Source organism: Streptomyces sp. NPDC012827, assembly GCF_042900905.1.
GTDB lineage: Bacteria > Actinomycetota > Actinomycetes > Streptomycetales > Streptomycetaceae > Streptomyces > Streptomyces gulbargensis.
The window spans coordinates 289,622-304,887 of sequence record NZ_JBIBBY010000003.1 but is presented as its reverse complement, the minus strand read 5'-3'; the positions used below and the strand labels follow the sequence as shown (position 1 = coordinate 304,887).

Annotated in this window: 11 protein-coding genes; 1 reads left to right on the top strand and 10 read right to left on the bottom strand. The window is 74.4% G+C overall.

The window, feature by feature from the left end; all coding sequences use genetic code 11:
• Positions 1–26: 26 nt before the first annotated feature.
• The 9 genes from ACFY60_RS07920 to ACFY60_RS07880 all read right to left on the bottom strand — a co-directional run bounded on the left by ACFY60_RS07920 (position 27) and on the right by ACFY60_RS07880 (position 11,089).
• On the bottom strand, positions 27–1,115 hold the full coding sequence (locus ACFY60_RS07920) for a glutamate ABC transporter substrate-binding protein (protein ID WP_388608756.1): 1,089 nt from the start codon (positions 1,113–1,115) through the stop codon (positions 27–29).
• 11 nt (positions 1,116–1,126) lie between these two features.
• Entirely contained in the window at positions 1,127–2,572 is a 1,446-nt protein-coding gene (locus ACFY60_RS07915) for a hypothetical protein (RefSeq protein ID WP_388608754.1), read from the bottom strand.
• 339 nt (positions 2,573–2,911) lie between these two features.
• Positions 2,912–3,898, bottom strand: a complete 987-nt coding sequence (locus ACFY60_RS07910) for an N-acetylglucosamine kinase (protein WP_388608753.1) — start codon at positions 3,896–3,898, stop codon at positions 2,912–2,914.
• Positions 3,889–5,154 carry a 6-phospho-beta-glucosidase gene (locus tag ACFY60_RS07905; protein ID WP_388608751.1) on the bottom strand — a complete coding sequence of 422 codons (1,266 nt, stop codon included), beginning with the start codon at positions 5,152–5,154 and terminating at the stop codon, positions 3,889–3,891. The genes ACFY60_RS07910 and ACFY60_RS07905 overlap by 10 nt, the downstream gene beginning before the upstream one ends.
• Positions 5,155–5,164: 10 nt before the next feature.
• Positions 5,165–6,070: a carbohydrate ABC transporter permease gene (locus ACFY60_RS07900; RefSeq protein ID WP_388608750.1), complete on the bottom strand. Its 906-nt coding sequence runs from the start codon at positions 6,068–6,070 to the stop codon at positions 5,165–5,167.
• 3 nt (positions 6,071–6,073) lie between these two features.
• A complete protein-coding gene (locus ACFY60_RS07895) occupies positions 6,074–7,015 on the bottom strand; it encodes a carbohydrate ABC transporter permease (protein WP_388608747.1) in 942 nt (313 codons plus the stop codon).
• Positions 7,016–7,021: 6 nt separating this feature from the next.
• Entirely contained in the window at positions 7,022–8,359 is a 1,338-nt protein-coding gene (locus tag ACFY60_RS07890; RefSeq protein ID WP_388608745.1) for an ABC transporter substrate-binding protein, read from the bottom strand.
• Positions 8,360–8,491: 132 nt separating this feature from the next.
• The gene (locus tag ACFY60_RS07885; protein WP_388609212.1) at positions 8,492–9,655 is read right to left on the bottom strand and encodes an ROK family protein; all 1,164 of its coding nucleotides are present in this window, start codon (positions 9,653–9,655) and stop codon (positions 8,492–8,494) included.
• A gap of 354 nt (positions 9,656–10,009) precedes the next feature.
• Positions 10,010–11,089 carry a mechanosensitive ion channel family protein gene (locus ACFY60_RS07880; protein WP_388608743.1) on the bottom strand — a complete coding sequence of 360 codons (1,080 nt, stop codon included), beginning with the start codon at positions 11,087–11,089 and terminating at the stop codon, positions 10,010–10,012.
• Between the two features lie 242 nt (positions 11,090–11,331).
• Here ACFY60_RS07880 and ACFY60_RS07875 point away from each other — a divergent pair, with 242 nt between their 5' ends.
• Positions 11,332–11,895: an HNH endonuclease gene (locus ACFY60_RS07875; RefSeq protein ID WP_309049770.1), complete on the top strand. Its 564-nt coding sequence runs from the start codon at positions 11,332–11,334 to the stop codon at positions 11,893–11,895.
• 31 nt (positions 11,896–11,926) lie between these two features.
• Here ACFY60_RS07875 and ACFY60_RS07870 read toward each other — a convergent pair whose 3' ends face one another.
• The gene (locus tag ACFY60_RS07870) at positions 11,927–15,247 is read right to left on the bottom strand and encodes a beta-N-acetylglucosaminidase domain-containing protein (RefSeq protein ID WP_388608741.1); all 3,321 of its coding nucleotides are present in this window, start codon (positions 15,245–15,247) and stop codon (positions 11,927–11,929) included.
• Positions 15,248–15,266 lie beyond the last annotated feature (19 nt).

The window sequence follows — 15,266 nt, the reverse complement described above, 5'->3', positions numbered from 1 at the left end:
GTGCCGGGGCCGTGGCGGCCCCGGCGCTACTTGTACAGGGGGGCGGGCGGGGCGGTCATCCCGGGCAGGACGGCCTCCAGCCACTTCTGGTAGGCCTTCTGCCAGGGGCCCTTGCGGTAACCCTCCAGGACCTTGTTGACCCGGCGGACCAGGTCGTCGTTGCCCAGCTTGGCCGCCACCGCGTAGTACTCCTTGGTGAAGCGCGTGCCCTTGAGCTCGACGGCCGGGTCCTGCGCGGCCTGGCCGGCCGCGAGGGCGCTGTCGGTGACGACCGCGTCCACCTCGCCCAGCTGGAGGCGGGCCAGGCAGTCCAGCTGGTTGGGCACGGTCAGCAGGTCCTCGTCGTCCTTGGTGCCGTCGCCCGGGTCCTTGAAGACGGCGCCGAAGGCGTTCTCCTCCAGGGCCTCGTAGGCGGTGGAGCTCTCGGCCGTGCAGACCCGCTTGCCGCGCAGCGAGGCGTCGTGGCCGGTGATGCCGCGGTCGAGCTTGTGCGCCAGGACCTGCTGCCCGGTCTCGAAGTAGGCGGTGGAGAACGCGACCTGCTGGATCCGCCTGCAGTTGACCGTCATCGTCCGCACGACGAGGTCGACCTTGCCGTTGTCGAGGGCGGCGACCCGCTGGTTGGTGGGGACCGCCCGGAGGATCACCGCGTTCTCGTCACCGAGGATGTCCTTGGCGATGGCCTTCGCCAGGTCGATGTCGAAGCCCTGGAGGGTTTGCGTCTCCGGGTTCCGGTAGCCCCAGAGGTAGCTGGACTGGTCGACGCCGACGATCAGCTTCCCGCGCTTCCTGATGGCCCGCAGGGTGGGGCCGTCGGCGGTGGACGGGCGCAGCGAGGCCTCCGGGTCGCGGCAGGTGTCGGCCTTGACCTGGATGCCGGTGCCCACGCCCGGGCCGGAGACGGGGGCCCCGGGGACGGCCGCCGCGCCCCCGCCGTGCGCCAGCGGCAGCAGGGTCAGGGAGGCGGTCAGACCGCAGGCCACGGCCATGGCGGCGACCCCGCCCCAGCCGCGCAGCCGGGCCGCCGCCCGCCGCACCGCCCGCGTGGACGCACCCGGCGCCGTCCGCCGCGCCAGCGGGTCCGCGCCGCCCGCTCCGTACGAACCGTCCGTCATCCCGCCCCCTCTCACCGGTACTCCGACAGTCTGCGGTTGATGCCGAGCAGGGCGCCGAGCGCGCCGAGGAAGCCCAGCGCCGTCGCGCCGGCCGGGAGGGCCGCCAGCGCGTCCCCGGCGTCCCCGGCGGCGCGGGTGAACTCCGCCTGCTCGTGGGCGAGGCCCCGCTCCAGGGCCGCGTCGACCCGGTCGAAGGTCTCGCCCGTCGTTCCCTTCGGGCCGATGATCAGCCGCAGGGCGCCCAGGAAGTCACCGCCCTCGCCCAGCGCGCGGGCGGCGGTGTGGCGCTGCTTCCACTCCGCCGCGCGGGCGGCCGCCTCGTCCACCGGGCCGCGCCCGGCGTCGTCGTCCGCGAGCTCCCGCGCCCCGGCGAGCGCCGTGGTCAGGGCCTCCATGGCGGTCGCGTAGTCGGCCTCGTACTTGTCGTCCTTGCCGTCCTCGGTGAGCACGGCGCCCCGGGCGACCTGGGTCAGGTTCTCGTTGGCCCGGGCCTTCAGCGAGCTGATCCGGGCCTCGTTGAGGAGCTGGAGCGAGGCCTGGCCCTGGGTGCGGGCGGCGTTCAGCTCGGAGCGCGCCACGGTGTGGGCGGCGAGGAGCCAGACCAGCACGGCGAGCGAGGCGGCCGTGGCGGCGAGCAGCCCCGGGCTGAACACCCGGTGGGTACGGGTGTAGTGCCGCCGCTGGGCCCACGCGAGCACCCCGAGGGCGAGCAGGCCCACGGCGAGCGAGGCGACCGGCCGGGCGCGGGCGGCGTCGTCGTCCCGCCGGAGCCGCTCGGTCTCCGCCGCGTACAGCCGCTCGGCCGCGGGCAGCATGTGCCGGGTCATCTGCTGGTTGGCGTAGCGGAGATAGGCGCCGCCGAGCGGCAGCCCCTGCCGGTTCGCCGCGCGGGCCCGTTCGACCAGGCCGGTGTAGCGGGGCAGTTGCTCGTTGAGCGTGGTGATCTCGCGGCCCGAGGCGGACGAACCGTCCGTCTGCGCCGCCGCTTCGACCAGGAGGCGGGAGGCGGTGGCGATGTCGCGGAGGTAGCGCGCGCGGGACTCGGGGGACTCCAGGGTGCCCGCCAGGATCCCGGCCGCCGCGGTGGAGTCGGCGTCGGCAAGCGAGCGGTAGACGGCGGCGGCGTCGGCGCTCAGCGGCTGGCTGCGGCGCACGACGTCCTCGGCGGCCGAGGCCCGGTCCGCCACCTCGTAGGCGGTGACCGCGCCGAACGCGACGACGAGCAGCGCGAGCACGGCCCCCAGGATCTGGAGGCGGCCCGGTTCGGTCGTCGCCGCCTCGCGCAGCCGTTCACGGGCCACGGCCCGGGCGCTGCGGCCCCCGGGCTCCACGGTGAAGGAGCCGGCGGGCGGGCCGGACGCGGCCGACGGCTGCGCGGGCACACCGACGGGGCCCGCGGACGCGGTGGCCGCGCCGCGCGCCGCCGGCGCGGCGGGCGCGTTCGGCGGGTGTGTCACTGGACCTCCCCCTCGGTCGCCGACATCGGCGCGTCCCCATCCGTCTCCCGGCGGGACGTACGACCCGGCGAGCAGTATGACCTCAGCGGCCGTCCCGCACACCCGGGTTGACGCGATCTTGTTCCTATGGTGCCGCACGCCCCCGGCACATCCTCGGGCGAACCCTCCCCCTCTGAATACACCTTCCGGCCCGGATCGGTTCCGTTCGAGTCACCACTCGAACAGGTGATACGGCAGCGGGGCGCCCCCCTCCGGGAGGGGAACGCCCCGCGTGAGCCGCGCGCGAGCCCCCACGTGCCCGCGCGTCCGGCCCGTTCACACCCCTGCTTCCGGACCTGTTCAGCCCTCGTAGTGCGCCCGCAGCCGGGCCGCCGCCTCCGGCCGGGCCGCCGCCTCGTCCAGGGCGAGCAGCGCCGCCCCGAGGACCGGCGGGGCCGTCACGTATCCGGTCACCGCCTTCGGCGCGCGCTCGGCGAGCAGGTCGCCGATCCGCCGCTCCAGCTGCGGGTGCCGGGCGGCCAGGACGCTGCCGCCCAGCATCACCGGGGTCTCCTCCGCCAGGAGTCCGAGCCGGCCGAGCGCCACCACCGACATCGCCACGACCTCCTCCGCCTGCCGGTGCACGAGGCCCAGCGCCACCGGGTCGCCCGCCGCCGCCACCCGGAAGAGGACCGGCGTCAGCTCGTGCTTCCGGGCGGGCGGGATCCGGCCCAGGTGCAGGGCCTCGATCAGCCCGTACATCGACTCCAGGCCGAAGTGCGCCGGCAGTTCCCGGGCCAGCGCGGTCGGCTCGCCGCGCCCGTCCTCGGCGCGGGCGGCCGACCACAGCGCCTCGTCGGCGAGTCCGCCGCCCCCGCCCCAGTCGCCGGAGATCTTCCCGATCGCCGGGAAGCGGGCCGTACGCCCGTCCGGCGTCATCCCCACGCAGTTGATGCCCGCCCCGCAGACCACGGCCACGCCCCGCGGCTCGTCGATCCCGGCCCGCAGGATCGCGAAGGTGTCGTTGTGCACCCGCACCGATCCGCTCCAGCCCCGGGCGAGGAGCGCGCGGTGCAGCTCCGCCTCCTCCACGGGCAGGTCGGCGTTGGCGAGACACGCCGTGACATGGGCGAAGCGGACCGGGACGGCCGCCTCGGCCGCCGCCCGCCCCACGATCCCGGCCAGTGCGTCCACCGCCGTCCCGACCCCCACCACCGGAGGCTGGAACCCGCCGCCGCGCGCCGTGCCGAGCACGGTTCCGTCCGTGGAGAGGACCACGGCGTCGGTCTTGCTGTTCCCCGCGTCGATCGCGAGGAGGACCTCGTCCGGGCTTCCGTTCACGCCCACGCGAGGTGCTCCCGGTTGTGCGCGATCAGCCGGTCGGTGAGCCCCTCGGCGGTGGCGTACTGCCCGACCAGCGGGTGGGCGAGCAGTGCCTTGAACACCCGGTCGCGGCCCCCGCGCAGCGCCGCCTCCAGGGCGAGCTCCTCGTAGGCCGTGACGTGGGCGATCAGCCCCGCGTACAGCGGGTCGAGCGGCGCCACCGGCAGCGGCACGGGTCCGGCCGGACCGACCGCCGCCTGCGTCTCGATGACGGCGTCGTCCGGCAGGAACGGCAGCGTGCCCCGGTTGTACGTGTTCACCACCTGGTACGGGGAACCCGCGCCGCCCAGCAGCGCGGCCGCCAGGTCCACTGCCGCCTCCGAGTAGAAGGCGCCGCCGCGCTTCGCGAGCAGGGCCGGCTTCTCGTCGAGCGCCGGGTCCCCGTACATCTCCAGGAGTTCCTTCTCCATCGCCGCGACCTCGGCGGCCCGCGAGGGCTTCGTGCCCAGCTCCCGCACCACTTCGTCGTGCGCGTAGAAGTAGCGCAGGTAGTACGAGGGGACGACGCCGAGCCGGTCCAGGACCGCCCGCGGCAGACGCAGGTCGCCGGCGATCGCGTCGCCGTGCCCGGCGAGCAGCCGCGGCAGCGCGTTCTCGCCCTCGGGGCCCCCGATCCGTACCGCCGTCTCCCACGTCAGGTGGTTGAGCCCGACGTGGTCGAGGTGGATCTCGGACGGGGCGAGGTCCAGGAGCGCGGCGAACTTCCGCTGGAAGCCGATCGCCACGTTGCACAGGCCGACGGCCTTGTGGCCGGCGTGGAGCAGCGCGCGCGTGACGATGCCCACCGGGTTGGTGAAGTCGATGATCCAGGCGTCCGGGTTGGCGCGCCGGACCCGCTCGGCGATGTCCAGGACGACGGGGACCGTGCGCAGCGCCTTGGCCAGACCGCCCGCGCCCGTGGTCTCCTGGCCGACGCAGCCGCACTCCAGCGGCCAGGTCTCGTCCTGGTTCCGGGCGGCCTGGCCGCCGACCCGCAGCTGGAGCAGGACGGCGTCGGCGCCCTCCACCCCGGCGTCGAGGTCGGCGGTGGTGGTGATCGCCCCCGCGTGGTCCTGCTTGGCGAAGATCCGCCGGGCGAGCCCGCCGACCAGCTCCAGACGGTCGGCGGCCGGGTCGACGAGGACCAGTTCGGTGACGGGCAGGGTGTCGCGCAACCGCGCGAAACCGTCGATCAGTTCGGGGGTGTAGGTGGAGCCGCCCCCCACGACAGCGAGCTTCATGATGTGTGCGTCAGCCCTTCACTCCGGTGAGTGTGACTCCCTCGACGAACGCCTTCTGGGCGAAGAAGAACACGAGGATCACGGGGGCCATGACCAGGACGGTCGCGGCCATGGTCAGGTTCCAGTCGGTGTGGTGCGCGCCCTTGAAGGACTCCAGGCCGTAGCTGAGCGTCCAGGCGGCCGGGTTCTCGGAGGCGTAGATCTGCGGCCCGAAGTAGTCGTTCCAGCAGTAGAAGAACTGGAAGAGCGCGACGGCGGCGATGCCCGGCTTCGCCATCGGCAGCACGATCCGCAGCAGGGTGCGCAGCTCCCCGCAGCCGTCGATCCGCGCCGCCTCGATGTACTCGTCCGGGATGGTCAGCAGGAACTGGCGCAACAGGAAGATCGCGAAGGCGTCACCGAAGGCCATCGGGATCAGCAGCGGCCAGAGCGTGCCGGACAGGTCCATCTGCTTGGCCCAGAACAGGTACATCGGGATGAGGACGACCTGCGGCGGCAGCATCATCGTCGCGACCACGAGCAGCAGCGACAGGTGCCGGCCCCGGAAGCGGAACTTGGCGAGCGCGTACGCGACGGGCACGGAGGACACCACGACGAGGAGGGTGCCGAGCCCCGCGTACAGCAGCGAGTTCCGCCACCAGGTGAGGAAGCCGGGGGTCTCGAAGACCTTGACGTAGTTCTCCGGGTGCCAGCTGTTCGGGGTGAGGTCCCGGGTGAGCGCCTGCGCGTCGCTCATGAGGGAGGTGAGCAGGACGAAGACGAACGGCAGCACGAAGAAGAGGGCCGCGGCGACCGCCAGCGCGTGCACGGCGATCCAGTGCAGCAGAGCCTTGCGGCGGGCGGTCCGCGCGGCGGACCCGGCGGGCCCGGCCGCGCGCCCGCCGCGGGGGCGGTCGAGGACGGTGGAGGTGCTCATGGTTCAGTCACCCGAGCCGATCAGGCCGCCGCGCCGGCGCATGAGCAGCGCGGTGCAGGCCATGGAGAGGGCGAACAGGACGAGGGCCACGACGCAGGCGGCGCCGTAGTCGAAGCGGCCGAAGCCGAGGGTGTAGACGAGCTGCGGCAGGGTCAGCGTGGAGTCGTCGGGGTGGCCGGGCTCGAAGGTCTGCCCGGAGCCGCCGATCACGCCGGAGGCGACCTTGGCCGCCACGATCGGCTGCGTGTAGTACTGCATCGCGCCGATGATCCCGGTGACGACCGCGAAGAGGACGATCGGCGCGATGTTCGGCAGCGTCACGAAGCGGAACCGCTGCCAGGCGGAGGCGCCGTCCAGCTCCGCCGCCTCGTACTGCTCCTTCGGCACGTCGAGCAGCGCCGCCATGAAGATGACCATGAGGTCGCCCACGCCCCACACGGCGAGCACGGTGAGGGCGGGCTTGGCCCAGGCGGCGTCGTTGAACCAGGAGGGGGCGGGGATGCCGACCGCCTCCAGGAACGCGTTGACGGGACCGGTGCCGGGGTTGAGCAGGAAGACGAAGGCGAGCGTCGCGGCCACCGGCGGCGCCAGGTAGGGCAGGTAGAACAGGGTGCGGAAGACGCCGGTGCCGGTCTTCACCCGGGTGGCGATCATGCCGACGCCGAGGCCGAAGACGACCCGGCAGGTCACCATGACGACCGCCAGCCAGAGCGTGTTCTGCAGGGCGGGCCAGAACTTCGGCAGGTCGGAGAAGACGTACGTCCAGTTGTCCAGGCCGCGCCAGGTGGGCGGGTTGAGCCCGTCGTACCGCATGAGCGAGAAGTAGACGGTCGAGACGAGCGGGTACGCGAAGAAGACGCCGAAGCCGACGAGCCACGGGGCCATGAAGGCCGCCGTGCGCAGCGCCGACCTGCGGCGCTTCGAGCGGAGGGTGTACGTGGTCATGGACGGTTACTTCGCCTGCGCGATGTCGCGGTCGATCTGGGCGGCGGTCTCGGCCAGGCCCTTCCTCAGGTCCGGCACCTGGCCCTTCTCGTACTTCTCGGCGAAGTCCTGGAAGGTGTCCTGGTAGGTGGAGCCGTTCACGGCACCGTCGGAGGTGGTGGACTCGGGGTGCCGGGCGATGTCCAGGAAGACCTTGAACCGCTCGTCCGTCCTCAGGTCGGGGGACTTGAGGGCGTCCAGGGTGGAGGGGACGTTGCCGATGGCGTTGGCGAAGTTCACCACCGCCCCGGTGTCCATGGTCATGTACTTGACCAGCTCCCAGGCGGCGTTCTGCTTGCGGCTCTGCGGGGCGATGCCGATGATCGTGCCGGAGAGGTAGCCCTTGCCGTACTCGTCCACCTCGTCGTCCGCGACGGGCAGCGGCGCGACGCCGACCTCGAAGCCGACCTTGGCCTCCTTGAGGAAGTTCAGCCGCCACTCGCCGTCGAGCTGCATGGCGACCTGGCCGGTGTGGAAGGGGTGCTTGGCGCCCCACTCGTCACCGAAGGTGGCGCGGTAGCGGTCCAGCTTCTCGAAGCCGCCCAGCGCGTCCACCAGGGACTTCTGGTACGTCAGCATCTCGGCGAAGGCGGGGTCCTTGGCGATGTTGGACTTGCCGTCCGCGTCGAAGTAGCGGTGGTCCCACTGCGACATGTAGTGGCTCGGGACGGTCTCGTAGCCCAGGTAGGTGGGCATGAATCCGAGCCGCTCGTAGCCGTTGCCCTTGTGCTTCGTGAGCTTCTTGGCGACCCGGGTGAACTCCGACCAGGTCTTCGGCGGCTCCTTGATGCCGGCGGCCTCGAAGGCGTCCTTGTCGTAGTAGAGGCCGTACGCGTCGGAGAGCAGCGGCAGGGTGCAGCGCTTGCCCTCGAACTGGGTGTAGTCCTGGAGGACCTTGGAGAAGGTCTTGTCGAGGTCGACCTTGTCCCTCTCCAGGAACGGCTTCAGGTCCGCGAAGGCGCCCGAGTGGCAGAACTTGCCGACGTTGGCTGTGGTGAAGGAGGCGGCGACGTCCGGACCGTTGGAGCCGCCCGCGCGCAGCGCCTGGTTGAGCTTGTCGTCGTTGATGTTGCCGACGACCTTCACCTTGATGTTCGGGTGGGTCTTGGTGAACCGGTCGATGTTGTCCTGGATCGCCTTGACCTCGGAGGGCGCCGACCAGCCGTGCCAGAAGGTGAGGGTGGTCACGGCGTTCGGGTCGTCGGCCGCCGCGTCGCCGGCGGATCCGGTGCAGGCGGTGGCGAACAGGGCGAGGGAGGCGGTGGCGGCGAGCGCGGCGGCTGCTCCGCGGGTGCGTACGGGCATGGCGGTGTCACTCCCGGGACGGAAAGTTTGCGGGGACGAACGGGGACGAACGGGGACGGACGGGGACGGGCGGGGACGTGGCGGGTCGGCCCCGGGGCGCGGCGGGCCCCGGGACGGTCGGGCGGGGACGGGTCAGCGGGAGGTGTCGAAGACCTCGTCGCGGGTGGTGGCGAGGGCGCTTTCGAGGGCGCCGCGCAGGACGGGCCGGTGGGGTACGGCGGTGAGGACGAGCCGGGGTCGGGAGGCGGCCAGGTCGGCCAGCTCGGACTGCACCCGGGCCCGCAGGGGTTCGCCGCCCGCGACGAGGACCTCCCCGGACAGCACGATCAGTTCCGGGTCCAGTACGGCGACGACGGAGGCGAGCCCGGTGGCGAGCCGCTCGGCGTACCGGTCGAGCAGCTCCGCGTATCGGGCGTCCTCCGCGTGGACGGCGGCGGCCCGGGACAGCAGCCCCGAAGCGACCGGTACGTACGGCTGCTCGGGTGTCCCGATGCCGAGGGCGCGGGCGATCCGGGGCACCGACTGGACGCCGGCGAGCTCCTGGTAGCCGCCGGAGTTGGCCTTGGTGACCTGCCGGACGAGCGGGGTGCCCGGCACGGGCAGGAAACCGACCTCGCCGGCGCCGCCGGTGAAGCCGCGGTGGAGGCGCCCGCCGAGGACGACGGCGGCGCCGAGGCCTTCCTCGTTCCACAGCAGGACGAAGTCGCCGTGGCCGCGCGCGGCGCCCAGGCGCTGCTCGGCCACGGCGGCGAGGTTGACGTCGTTCTCGTACTCGAACGGCATGGGCAGGGCCGCGGCCAGCTCCGCCAGGAGGGTGGGGGAGTGCCAGCCGGGCAGGTGGGAGGCGTAGCGGAGCCGTCCGGTGGCCGGGTCGAAGGCGCCGGGTGTGCCGATGACCAGGCGCCGCACCTCCGCGCGCCCGATCCCGGCGGCCGCCACCGCCCCGTCGAGGGCCTCGGTGACCTGGCGGACGACCCCGCCGGCGGGACGGCCCGGGGTGCGCAGCTCGAACTCGCCGACGAGGGCGCCGGTGAGGTCGGCGACGGCGGCGTGGATGCGGTCGGGACTCACGTCGAGGCCGGCGGCGTACGCGGCGCGGGCATTGACGGCGTACAGCTGGGCGTTGGGGCCGGGCCGGCCGGCGGTGGTGCCGGTGGCGACGACCAGCCCGGCCGCTTCGAGGCGGGCGAGGAGCTGCGAGGCGGTCGGCTTGGACAGGCCGGTGAGCTTGCCGATCCGGGTGCGGGAGAGCGGGCCGTGGGCCAGGAGCAGGTCCAGGGCGGCGCGGTCGTTCATGGCGCGCAGCACGCGCGGCGTACCGGGGACCGTGGCGGAGCCGGCGGAGACCGGCGGCGCGCCGCCGACCGGGGACGCGCCCGTGGTCGCCGCCCCGGGGGCGCCCGGGGCTCCGGGGGTCGTACCGGCCATCTCGGTCGCACCTGCCCTTCGACGCTTTCGGGCCATTGTGCCGCCGGGAAGGGCGGTCGGCGGGCCCGTTGTCCCGACCACACTGTTAGGAAAGTTTCCTATTCTGTGGAAGGAAGGTAAGGCGCCCGTCACGGGGCCGTCAATACCCGGGAACGCGCGACGCCCCCGAAGGCGGCCGAAGCGCTGCCCGCGGGGGCGTCGGGGCGGTCCCCCCGACCGCCGCTACTTGTTCAGATCGGGCTTGGGCAGCGGCGTCGCCGCCGCCGACTGCGGCGAGGTGGTCGACGCGAACGCCGAGGGCGGCGCCATGCCCGCCGTCGGGTCGGCCTGCTCGTCGTCGGCCGGCTGCGGCAGCCCGCCCACGATTCGGATGCCCGCCTGGTCCAGGCCCCGCTTGACGCGCCAGCGCAGCTCCCGCTCCACGCCCAGCGCCTTGCCCGGCATCGTCTTCGCCGACACCCGGACCGTCATGGAGTCGATCAGCACCTCGGTCAGACCGAGCACCTCCACCGGCCCCCAGAGGTGCTCGTTCCACGGCTCCTCCTTGGCCATGGCCTCACCCGCCGCGGTGATCACCGACCGCACCTCGTCCAGGTCCTCCGACGGCCGGACCGTCACGTCCACGCACGCCGTCGCCCAGCCCTGGCTGAGGTTGCCTATGCGCTTGATCTCGCCGTTGCGGACGTACCAGATCTCGCCGTCCACGCCCCGCAGCTTCGTCACCCGCAGGCCCACCTCGACGACCTCGCCGGAGGCCACACCCGCGTCGACCGAGTCGCCGACCCCGTACTGGTCCTCCAGGATCATGAAGACGCCGGACAGGAAGTCCGTCACCAGGTTCCGGGCGCCGAAACCGATCGCCACACCGGCCACACCGGCCGAGGCGAGCAGCGGCGCGAGATCGATCTTGAAGGCACCGAGGATCATCAGGCCGGCCGTGCCCAGGATGAGGAAGGACGCGACCGAACGCAGCACCGACCCGATCGCCTCGGACCGCTGCCGCCGCCGCTCGGCGTTGACGAGGAGACCGCCCAGGGCCGTCCCCTCCACCGCCTGCGCCGACCGGTTCATCCGGTCGATCAGCTTCGTCAGGGCGCGGCGGACGGCCATCCGCAGCAGGATGGCCACGACCAGGATCAGCAGGATGCGCAGACCGGTGTTGAGCCAGGTGGACCAGTTCTCCTCCACCCAGCCGGCGGCGTTCGTCGCCCTCTCCGCCGCCTCGTCCAGGGTCGCCGGCAAGGGCTCGGGTTCGGTGGCAGCCGCCAGGGCGGACCAGGACACGGGACAACCTCCAGGCATCGCGTACGCAGGCCATCCACAGTAACGGGGCCGCACACCCGGACCCGTGGACCTGTTCGAGGGAGAGACGGACCTCACCCGGGCACGTAGGAGGAGAGACAGCTGCCGATGTGGTCGAGAACACCCCCGGCCGTCACCCCCGTTCCGGATACGTGGTGGCGTTCCGACCAGGCATGAGGAGAGACTGAGAGCAGTTTCGTCCCGGCGCGAGCCACGCGCCGCCGGCGTCATAGGAGGCATCCGTGCCGCACGTCCTGGTCCTGAACGCGTCGTACGAGCCGCTCGGCGTCGTACCGCTCCGCCGCGCACTCGTCCTCGTACTGGAGAACAAGGCCCTCTGCATCGAGGAGTCCGGCGCCTTCCTGCACAGCGAGACCCAAGTCGTCCCCGCGCCCAGCGTGGTGCGGCTGAAACGCTTCGTGCGGGTCCCCTACCGGGGGCCCGTTCCCTTGACCCGCAGAGCCCTCTTCGCCCGGGACGGCGGGCGGTGCATGTACTGCGGGGGCGTCGCCACCAGCGTCGACCACGTCATCCCGCGCAGCCGGGGCGGCACCCACGCGTGGGACAACGTGGTGGCGGCCTGCCGCCGCTGCAACCACCTCAAGGCCGACCGGCACCTGCGCGAACTGGGCTGGCGGCTGCGCCACCAACCCGCTCCGCCGACCGGCCTGGCCTGGCGGATCATCGGGACCGGACACCGGGACCCCCGCTGGCTGCCGTACCTCAAGGCGTTCGGCGCCGAGGACGTGATGGCCCGGATCGACTCCGTCGCCGACACCCCCGAAGGGGCGTTGACGACGGGCTGATCCGGGCCTTTCGCGTACCGGAGGAGACCTCCTAGGAGGTCTCCTCCGGTGCCGTCGTCCGGCCCGGGGCGTCCGGTGCCTGTGCCGGGGGCGCCGCGGGTTCCTCCGGCGTGCCCGTGCCCGTGCCCGTGTCCGGGGCCTGCGGCGCGGCCGGGGCCGCCGGGGCGCCGCCGGCCTTGGGTGCCTCCCGCTCCTGCGGGTCCTCCGGCGCCTTCGGGTCCTCGTCGGGCCTGGCCGGCTCCGCCACCGCGTACGTCTCCACGGACCAGAGCGAGTAGCCGTACCGGGTCGCCCGGGCCTCGCCGCGCACCCGCAGGAAGCGGGTGTCCGCCGCGTCCATCCGCACCGACTCCCGGCCGCCCCGCCCGTCCTCGACGCGCGCGGCCGTGCGCCAGGTGCGGCCGTCCGGCGACACCTCCACCCGGTAGCGGGAGGCGTACGCGTCCTGCCAGTGCAGCACCACCCGCCCTATCCGCGCCGGGGCGGGCAGCTCCAGCTGCCACCAGGCGTCGTCCTCGGCCGGGGAGGACCAGCGGGTCGCCGGATCGCCGTCCACCGCCGAGGCGGCCGGAAAGTCGGGGGTCTCGTCGCCCGAGGACGTCGCCGTCGCCGTCCGCGCCAGGTCCGGGCCGGCCGTGCGCGGGAAGGCCCGCACGGTCAGCACCCGCTCCTCGCCCGCGAAGGAGACCGGCACCCGGTACGCGCCGGCCGGCGCGTCCGCCGCCACCGACACCTCCAGCGGCACCGTCGTCCGGCCGCCCCGCTCCACCACCGTCCGCCGCGGCACCCGTACGGAGACACCCTTCGGCGCCTTCGCCGTGACCGTCCCGGCGACCTCACCCGCGCGCACACCCGACAGCTCCAGGTCCACCCGCTGGGCCGCGCCGCCGATCTCGGCGTCCGTCCGCGACCCCTTCACCTCCAGGCCGGCCCGCGGCCCGTCCGCGAACCACGGCACCAGCGCGCGCACCTCGGGCGCCGCGGCCCCCTCGTCCCAGACCACCCGCAGCGCGTCCGCGCGCACTCCCTTCGGCTCCGGCTGCGTCCAGCCGCCGGCCGCCAGCGGGCCGAGGGTGCGCCAGCCCTCGCCGGGGACGTACGCCTCCACGCGCGCGTGCCCGTCGCCCGCTCCCGGCACCGTGAGCACCGTCACGGCCTCCAGGGCCCTGGGGCGGTCGAGCTTCACCGTGTACGCGCCGGCCGTGCGCCCGGCCCGCCGCGCCTCGGGCCGGCCGGTCCCCGTCCAGGCGGCCGACTCGGCGAGCGCCGCGTCGAGGAACGGGCCCAGCACTCCCGCGCCGACCGTCACCTGCCCGGGCTCCAGGGACGCCCGCAGCGGCTCCAGGCGCAGCCGCGCCCGCCAGGCCGCCGGCCCGTCACCCCGGTCCTGGGCGAGCAGCATGTCGACCGCCGCCTCGCCGGCCCGGCCGTACCGGGAGAGCCGCTCCAGCCACGGACCGGTCTCGTCGCCCAGGGCGCCGCCCGCGGTGCCGACGAGCCGCCGCGGGGCCTCGCCCATCACCGTGAACGCGGCCCGCAGCTCCCGCGCGGCCTTCTCCCGCGCCGCCTTCTCCCGGGGGCCCGTGCCCGGGAGGGCGCGGGCGGCGCGGAACGCGGCCAGGAGCGGCTTCAGATAGGCCGACTCGGCGCCCGGCGCGAGGATCGAGGAGGCGTCGTTCCCGGCGAGCGCCCACAGCGCCTCGCGGGCCGCCGGGTCCGGCCCCGCGAGGTCGTCGACGGCCGCCCGCCAGGACTCCTGGGGCCGGTAGCCCTTGGGGTTCCAGGCGTAGTCGGCGGCGGTGAACAGCGGCACGCGCGAGGCCACCGGCTGCTCCATCGCGTGGGCGAGGAAGGCGGCGGACCCGGCGGCCACGGCCGGTTCCCGGCCGGTGTGCGGCCCGAGGAAGAGACGGTCCTGCGCGTAGTCGTTGACCGGGTAGTTGTCCATGGTGACCAGCGGGTGGCCGCCCAGGGCCGCGCGGACCCCGGCCATCTCGCCACCGGTGATGGTGCGCGGCACCACCCCGACGCCGGTCCAGGCCACCCGCACGCGCGCGTCGAGCGCCCCGGCGAGCGCCGTCCGGTAGGCGGTGGCGCCGTCCTGGAAGTACTCCGTCGGCATCACCGTCAGCGGTTCGGCGTCCGGGTGCCGCTCGGCCAGGTGCCGGGCGACGGTGTTCGCCACGCGCGCGTGCGCGGTGGCGGCGCCCGCCGCGTCCCGCCCGAAGACCTCGGCGTCCCGGGCGCAGTGCCACTCGCCGTAACCGGCGTCCTGGAACTGGAGCTGGAACGAGCGGAAGCCGAGCTCCCACATCGCGTCGAGCTTCCGCGTCAGGGCCCGTACGTCGGCGTCCGAGGCGAGGCACATGGACTGGGCGGGCGCCACGGCCCAGCCGAGCGTCACGTGGTTGGCGCGGGCCCGTTCGGCGAGCGCCCGGAACTCCGCGCGACGCTCCGCCGGATAGGGCTCGCGCCACTGTGCCTGGCGGTACGGGTCGTCACCGGGCGCGTAGAGGTACCGGTTCTGCTTGGTGCGGCCCAGGAAGTCGAGGTGCGCGAGCCGCTGCTCCGCCGTCCACGGGGTGCCGTAGAAGCCCTCGGTGACACCGCGCTCGGCCGTGCCCGGCCAGTCGCGGACGACGACGCCCGGGATCTCCCGGCCGCCGCCGAGGAGCTGGCGCACCGTCTGGACGGCGTGGAAGAGGCCGTCCTCGCCGGCCCCGTCCAGGACGAGCGTGTCCCGGCCGCCCAGGCGCCCGGTCGCCAGCCGGTAGCCGCCGCGCGGCAGGTCGAGCCGCTCGGGCACCCGCAGCGCGCGCAGCGCCTCCGCGGCTCCGGAGACCCCCTCGCCGGACGGCCCGGCGGCCCGGATCACGGGCCCGGCGCCGGGGAGCGCGGTGTGGACGGTCCGTACCCCGGCCCCGCGCAGCAGCTCCCGCAGGACGGCGAGCGCGTACGGGTCGGCGTCGGCGTCCGCGAGCAGCGTCACCTCGCCCCCGAGGCGTACGGAGGGGCCGCCGGGAGTCAGTGACTGGGGCCGGGGCCAGACGGCGGGAGCGCCGCCGGACGCGGTGGTGGCACCCGGGACCTTCGCCGCCTCCGGGCCGGCCGGTGTGTCCCGGCTCCCCGGGGGCGCCTGGGTCCCCGGTGCTCCCGCGCTCGCCGGCGCTCCCCCCGGGCCCGGTGGCGTCCCCGCGCCCGGCGGTGTCCCCGGGTTCTGCGGTGCCACCGGCGCGAGGGGTGAGCGGGGGGCGTGCGGCGCGGCCTGCGCCACCCCGGGGGCGGGGCCTCCGAGAAGGCCGCCGATCACCGCCGCGGCCACCGCCGTAGCGGTCCGCTTCCTGCGCCCCACGAGGACTCCCTTCGGCCCG

Coding starts and splice junctions, on each gene's coding strand:
- ACFY60_RS07880 (WP_388608743.1), bottom strand. CDS start 11,089: ATGCCTGGAGGTTGTCCCGTGTCCTGGTCCGCCCTGGCGGCTGCCACC.
- ACFY60_RS07895 (WP_388608747.1), bottom strand. CDS start 7,015: ATGACCACGTACACCCTCCGCTCGAAGCGCCGCAGGTCGGCGCTGCGC.
- ACFY60_RS07890 (WP_388608745.1), bottom strand. CDS start 8,359: ATGCCCGTACGCACCCGCGGAGCAGCCGCCGCGCTCGCCGCCACCGCC.
- ACFY60_RS07900 (WP_388608750.1), bottom strand. CDS start 6,070: ATGAGCACCTCCACCGTCCTCGACCGCCCCCGCGGCGGGCGCGCGGCC.
- ACFY60_RS07920 (WP_388608756.1), bottom strand. CDS start 1,115: ATGACGGACGGTTCGTACGGAGCGGGCGGCGCGGACCCGCTGGCGCGG.
- ACFY60_RS07885 (WP_388609212.1), bottom strand. CDS start 9,655: ATGAACGACCGCGCCGCCCTGGACCTGCTCCTGGCCCACGGCCCGCTC.
- ACFY60_RS07905 (WP_388608751.1), bottom strand. CDS start 5,154: ATGAAGCTCGCTGTCGTGGGGGGCGGCTCCACCTACACCCCCGAACTG.